Genomic DNA, 5,952 nt, shown 5'->3' on the forward strand with positions numbered 1-5,952 from the left:
TCGCCCGTCGTATACGAGCAGGAGACCCGGCCGCACCCGTCACCTGAGACCCGGCTCAGCTAAGCCCCCTAACCGTCCACAGAAACGGGGCAATCCCACCCTTCAGGTGGCGTCAGGGTGGCCTTGAGGATGGTTCGCCATTCGTCGTCCAAGAACTCTCTCTCACGCACCTTCGGCTGCGCCTTACCGACAGCCACGCTCACTCCAGCGAAAGGGTTGGTGGCGATCTTCTTGTTATCCAGCGCCCAACCAAAACCCACGCGAGCTGCACGGAGCCACACGTCATTCACGACACGAGGTGAGCGGTCTGAGGTCACAAGGGTGTTCTTCCACCCGATGGCGTCATCCCCGGTGATGGCAGCGATGTCTCGGCCCTCGAAGAAGGCGTCCAGCCCTTTGAACACCGCACGCCAGCGGTCCACCGTGGCTGCTCCAGGCTTGCGCTCTGCGATCCAAGCTTCGAACAGGGACCAACAGGTGAGCCCCGCCGCTTTCCCAGGAAGGGCCTGACGAAACTCCGGGTATCGCTCCACGCGTCCATCAGCCGAAAAATCTCCGCCAGCTCGTCGTCGGAGGGTGGCAGCGGCAGCGAGGAGTTCACCTTCGACAATGTCGAGGAAGGCGTCTGTCGCCTCCTGGGTAAGGCGGATGCCCTGCTCACCGAGGAACGTTGCGATGAGCCCCAGCTCTCCGACGACCCCACGGATGTGCCTCCGTGCAGCCGGGCTCTCTACAGGTTCATCAGCGCTATGCGTGTCGTCCCGGCTAGCAAAGCGCAACCGGGCATCTTCCAGCGCTTCGTGTAGGCCGTCCCACCGTTCTGGAGGGTCGGCTTCAGCCTCATGCCTCGCGACGAACCAAAAGTACCACTCACCAGCAAGACCATGGGCCTCACGGTGCGTCAGTCCCCTACCCTCACCCCTTGCAGCAGCCCTCAGCGCCTCGATACGTCCGGTTACGGTCGCATCCCATTCCCGTAGCTCTGCCTTTGCGGAACCCGTGGACAAGCTCCCAGGACGACGGAAACGCTCCTCCTGGGAGACACCGAACGCGCGCTTGTACGCTTCGCGAACGTCCTTCGGGATGCCCTTACGGGCGAACCAATCCCCGTTCGGGGCACGGCTGAGGGAGGTCATCGGAACGGCCATTTGTAGCGCCCTATGTAGCGAGGAGCGCCGAAAAACACCTTGTTGCCAGCATCTTACTGGCCCCGTTCACGATTTCAAAGGTTTGGTGCGGACGGCGGGACTCGAACCCGCACAGCCAAAGGCCGCAAGATTTTAAGTTCTATGAGCGTTCGCCCTCTTGTAGAAAAGTAGTTTTTATTCAGAGGCTTAATTGTTGGGTAAGGGCGTTTCTTGCGGCAGACGGTGCGGTCGAGGTGGTCACAAACGGTGGCTGAAGGGCGCCGTGCTGTTCCCGTCGTTTCCGTCGATGAGTGTCCAGTCTCATGCGGTAGTGGGATTGCCTGAGGGGGCTTGTCACCAGATCGTAGGTGGCGACAGCGTCCGGTGACCGGACGTTGTTCGGGTAGCCGTTGATCGAGGAGTAGGTGCTTGCGCACCCACCCACTCGCGGCAGAGCGGACGGGCTGACCCGGCGGTTCTCGGCCCCGCGATGCTCAGGCCTGCGATCCTCAGGTCGCCCCTCCGCCCCGCCGATCTCTACAAAGGGGGTGAGTAACAAGCGCGAGCACAGGTCGGCTGGGTGTCGGGAAGGGAAGGAGGAAGTCGGACCTCACCTGCATCATAACCCTGATGTCCTGTGAGCCAGTTGTTTCTCACGTGTCCCGGCGGCTCCCCTTATTAGATGGGCCGTGAGGAAAACGGCCCGCCCAGGAGAACAGGCGACGAACGAAGGCCAGTCGAGATCATCCCACCGTCCCCGCCACGTCCTTCTGAACGTCCCCATACGGTTCCCACCACTTCCCCGAAACGGTCGGTCCTGATGGTCGAGGCTGACGATCCCACCAGTGATCTCGGAAAGTGCCCGGAGAGTGCTAAACCCGTTCCACGAGAATGTCCGTCAGATCATGTCGAGGATGTCGTCGGCGAGCGTAGGCATGCGAGAGGACCGAAGCGAACGCGAGGCGTCGAGCAGGCCAGCGAAGCCGACAGGATGACCGCCAAAGGCGGACAGCCTGGATAGGTTCTAAAAAACGCTGGAACTCGACGCTCAACAGAGTATTCTTCTCCATTCGAACCTCGCGAATCAAATTGGAGGAGGATCGTATGCGGGTGTTGATAGCGCTGACCGTCCTATGTATGGGCGTATCAACAGCCCGAGCTACTGATGCGCAAGATTTGATCGGTAACTGGCGGCTGACAACCGCTACTCGAATGCTTGTCGATACGAATGAACTGATTGACGCGTACGGAGGACTAAATCCAACCGGCTGGCTCAATTATAGTCCGGATGGAAGAATGATGGTTGTCGTCGCCTACCAAGGCAGAAAAAAGCCCATAGCAAATGACAAGATGTCGGATGAAGATCGGGTTGGTCTTCACAAAAGCTTCTTTGCATATGCTGGCACATACTCATTTGATGGCAAGAATGTAAATCACAACATCGATACATCGTGGAACGAAGTCTGGACCGGAACATCACAAATCAGAAGCGTAGAATACAAAGATAATAATCTCATTATTACGACCCCACCATTCAAATTCAACGTTGATGGTAAAATGAGTATCCTCACTTTGACTTATAAAAAGTTTCCGTAAGGATTTTCGTAGAAAATCTTCACCACTTCAGCGAATGCGCTCATAATGGAGGTCTCGATGTCTTCCAAGTTCCTCAAGCTAACAGCATATGCATCCGTTGCTCTGATTGTTCCGACGCTGGCGCTTGCTGATTTGAAGGATGACGGCCAGAAAGCGGCTGATCGCTGGGATCAAGTATACAACGCTGACGACATGGAGGGACTTGCCAAGCTCTACACATCTGATGCGATGGTTGTTCCTAAAGGCACGCCAGTGAACGCAGATGGCATCCCAAAGTTTTTTGCCGGACTTAAAGCCAAAGGTTTTGACAATCACAAGGTCACCGTGAACTCAGCCATACCTAAGGACAAGATGATGGTTGTAACCGGGCGCTGGGAAATGATGGGGCCTGGAGAGGGTGGAGTTAAAAAGAAATTTGAAGGCAATTGGGTTAATGTGATGGAGCGTCAAGGCAATGAATGGAAAAGTGTACTTCATACGTGGAACTGAGTTTAACTTACATGGCTAAGTTGTAGTCAGAATGCAGCAAGATTCCGGGTGCCCGGCATCTCGCTGCCGCCTGGGCTAGAGCAATAAATTGAGAGCTAGGGTCTGGCCGAGAAATCAGCTATTCAGTACCCCCTTTAGATTGTGCCGTCTGCCGCGCGCTCCAAGCCATCGGCACATCATTGTACCATTTTAAACTCAGGCGCAGATTTTAAATCGTCGCTCGTCATCTTTAGCACTGCATAAGGCGGTGTGCCGATGTCCTCCATCTTTGCTCTTTTTTCGTCATTATTGGACTTATTTTCACTTTTGCCAGCGTCTAATGGTGTCGAGCCTGAGGTGTCTTTCAATTTTTCTTGGCTAGGAGATTTGATTTCACCAAGTGGCACTGCAATCTCGCGCTTACCGACACCAAGAAACCCACCAACGCCAATGACAACGGCCTCTATTTGCCCCTGCTTGTCGAAAATTAGTTCGGTGATTTGACCGATGTTTTCATTTTTATCGTTGTATATCTTGAGTCCAAGCGTCTTTGACGCCTTCCATTGCCCCACCTTGCTTTCGCGAACGAAGCGCTGGTCAGTCGGGGAAACCGTTTCTGCGGCGACCCGCCCCGAAAGTAGTGCAGCCGCAACGAGGGCGATGACTGGTAGTTTGCTCATGACAGATTCCTCGTAACGGCATGAGTGCTGCCGTCCTCCAGCCCTCTAGGCTGGGCTCTGCAACGGCCAAGTTCGATTTCCCGTTCCAGTCCCATGCGGGTTTTGCTGAATGGCTACCCTTGGACTGGCAGGAAGCTATGATCCGAGTTCCGCGTGTGTCGTGCCGCTGCGCTCGGCGGTGGTTGGACTGACGCACCCATACCTTAGCCGCACACAACTAGTCGGCGCAGGCAGCACAAAAAACGTGTGTTGTCAGTCCTTTTGCGCCGTGCCAGCATCTTCTTGTCCGTACACGGCCCTACGAGAGAGCCCAGACCGGTTAGCTCAGGTCATGGCGTCGAGGAGCAACCGCCCCCGGAAGCTCTCAGGCACAATCTCATAGGGTTGGACGATCTGGAGTGCGGCGCCGAGGCGTCCACCAAAGAGTCGAAGCTTCCGGTCCGGTGGCTCGTCTCCCAGGTACCCGCGACAGATGGGGGCGGCCGGAAGGTTTCCGGCGGGCTCTCGGAGCCCGTCTGTCATGGGAGGGTAACGTGCACACACTGGAACTCAGCCCCGTCCTTGGAAGCTGCTCGTCGCGCTGGGCTGAGACAGAGACGGCGCTCTTGATGTTCGCCGACTTCATGTCCGTCTCACCCGGATCACCGGCTAAACGCATTGCGGAGCTAGAGCAGAGCAATGCTCGACTTCGTGCCAAATGCGAGCAACAACGGCTGCTGATGGCTGAGTTGGGCCATCGGGTGAAGAACTCGTTGGCGCTCGTGCAGGCTTTGGTCAACCAGACGCTTCGCGAGGAGGCGTCGGTTGAGGCGGCTCGCAACGCGCTGACGGCTCGGATTGCAGCGCTCGGGCAATCGCACGCCCTCTTGATCGATGAAAGCTGGGCAGGCGCGAATCTGAAACAGGTCGTGGATGGCGCGATAAGCGTTCATGGCGCACGAACCGTCGCAGATAGGTTTGATGTGAGCGGGCCGTCCGTGAGGCTGCAACCACGGCAGATGCTGGCGCTCTCGATGGCCTTGCATGAACTCGGCACGAACGCGGCCAAGTATGGTGCACTCTCCGTCGCGACCGGCCGTGTTGAGGTCACGTGGACTACGACCCGAAGCGCGAATGGCCGTACACTGCGACTTCAGTGGCGCGAGGCTGGTGGCCCGCCGGTTCTGCCGCCCACGCGTCGTGGGTTTGGATCAAAGCTGATTGAGCGTGCCCTTAGGGACGCGATGGACGGCGAAGTCAGCCTCACCTTCAAGCCAACGGGGGTGATGTGCACCGTGCTGGCGCATCTCGCCCCCACGGTACGAAAAAGCGGTACGCGGGAGACAGCCCACGTTTAGGCGTAAGCTCGTGTGCCCTTCGTATGCTCGCACGAATTTTCTGTCTTGCCGTCCTTGGAAACCCGTCCTGGCCCGCTGGGCAGTGGTTAGCTGATCATCGCAACAGGAGGGCGCGGGACAATGCCCGCGCCTGCTTTTAGGGACTTGTCACGCCGCAAGGCCCAGCGGGGTTGGCTCGACCGCTAACCTCTCAAAGGTGGCGTTAACGAGTTCCACCTCGCGCTCCGTCAGCTTGGTGATCTTGGGCAGGAGACGCACGTCGCAGACCCCCGCCTTGCCCATCTTCTCGCGCCAGTACTGCACCTTCTTCCGCTCCGCAGGCGTCATCGCGCCGCCCTCGTGGGTGCAGCGAACCGGCTTATCGACCACGATGCCCGCCACCTTCTCGATCTTGCCGCCCAGGCGGCTGCGAAGGTACTCAGCCTGCTTGCGCGAGAACACGTAGACTACGACGGGTTCGGCTGACGAGAAGTCGCGCAGGATGCAGCGCATAACGAATTGGTACATGGCGTTGAATTCGCGCCATTCCGTCAGATCAGCGGCGGTCATGCCGCAGACCTCATGCAGGGTGCCGATCTCAAACTTGCTGGCTTTCATGGCTGCCAGCCATGCAACGCGCTTGTAGTGCTGGAGATCGTTGCGGCCTGGGATTGCCCCGTTTCTGTGGACGGTTAGGGGGCTTAGCTGAGCCGGGTCTCAGGTGACGGGTGCGGCCGGGTCTCCTGCTCGTATACGACGGGCGAG

6 protein-coding genes are annotated in these 5,952 nt (G+C 57.8%); 3 read left to right on the forward strand and 3 right to left on the reverse strand.

All coding sequences use genetic code 11. From position 1 onward, the window contains the following. Nucleotides 1-68: 68 nt before the first annotated feature. Nucleotides 69-1,136 carry a hypothetical protein gene (locus ASF41_RS19170; RefSeq protein ID WP_156653390.1) on the reverse strand — a complete coding sequence of 356 codons (1,068 nt, stop codon included), beginning with the start codon at nt 1,134-1,136 and terminating at the stop codon, nt 69-71. A gap of 1,095 nt (nt 1,137-2,231) precedes the next feature. Between ASF41_RS19170 and ASF41_RS24230 the strand changes: the two genes are divergently transcribed. After that, nucleotides 2,232-2,723 carry a lipocalin-like domain-containing protein gene (locus ASF41_RS24230; protein ID WP_082504680.1) on the forward strand — a complete coding sequence of 164 codons (492 nt, stop codon included), beginning with the start codon at nt 2,232-2,234 and terminating at the stop codon, nt 2,721-2,723. Nucleotides 2,724-2,780: 57 nt separating this feature from the next. Beyond that, entirely contained in the window at nt 2,781-3,212 is a 432-nt protein-coding gene (locus tag ASF41_RS24235; protein WP_082504683.1) for a DUF4440 domain-containing protein, read from the forward strand. 176 nt (nt 3,213-3,388) lie between these two features. On the opposite strand, the gene ASF41_RS24240 is transcribed toward ASF41_RS24235, so the two are convergent. Further along, on the reverse strand, nt 3,389-3,871 hold the full coding sequence (locus tag ASF41_RS24240; RefSeq protein WP_082504681.1) for a PRC-barrel domain-containing protein: 483 nt from the start codon (nt 3,869-3,871) through the stop codon (nt 3,389-3,391). 608 nt (nt 3,872-4,479) lie between these two features. Between ASF41_RS24240 and ASF41_RS19175 the strand changes: the two genes are divergently transcribed. Further along, entirely contained in the window at nt 4,480-5,208 is a 729-nt protein-coding gene (locus ASF41_RS19175) for a sensor histidine kinase (protein WP_082504682.1), read from the forward strand. A gap of 147 nt (nt 5,209-5,355) precedes the next feature. On the opposite strand, the gene ASF41_RS19180 is transcribed toward ASF41_RS19175, so the two are convergent. Next, nucleotides 5,356-5,805 carry a hypothetical protein gene (locus ASF41_RS19180; protein WP_056496104.1) on the reverse strand — a complete coding sequence of 150 codons (450 nt, stop codon included), beginning with the start codon at nt 5,803-5,805 and terminating at the stop codon, nt 5,356-5,358. Nucleotides 5,806-5,952 lie beyond the last annotated feature (147 nt).

It is taken from the genome of Methylobacterium sp. Leaf111, from assembly GCF_001423285.1.
Taxonomy (GTDB): domain Bacteria; phylum Pseudomonadota; class Alphaproteobacteria; order Rhizobiales; family Beijerinckiaceae; genus Methylobacterium.

What these genes read in the sequence shown, in the direction of transcription:
- ASF41_RS19175 (WP_082504682.1), top strand. Translation starts at nt 4,480, where the DNA reads ATGTTCGCCGACTTCATGTCCGTCTCACCCGGATCACCGGCTAAACGC.
- ASF41_RS19170 (WP_156653390.1), bottom strand. Translation starts at nt 1,136, where the DNA reads ATGACCTCCCTCAGCCGTGCCCCGAACGGGGATTGGTTCGCCCGTAAG.
- ASF41_RS24235 (WP_082504683.1), top strand. Translation starts at nt 2,781, where the DNA reads ATGTCTTCCAAGTTCCTCAAGCTAACAGCATATGCATCCGTTGCTCTG.
- ASF41_RS19180 (WP_056496104.1), bottom strand. Translation starts at nt 5,805, where the DNA reads ATGAAAGCCAGCAAGTTTGAGATCGGCACCCTGCATGAGGTCTGCGGC.
- ASF41_RS24240 (WP_082504681.1), bottom strand. Translation starts at nt 3,871, where the DNA reads ATGAGCAAACTACCAGTCATCGCCCTCGTTGCGGCTGCACTACTTTCG.
- ASF41_RS24230 (WP_082504680.1), top strand. Translation starts at nt 2,232, where the DNA reads ATGCGGGTGTTGATAGCGCTGACCGTCCTATGTATGGGCGTATCAACA.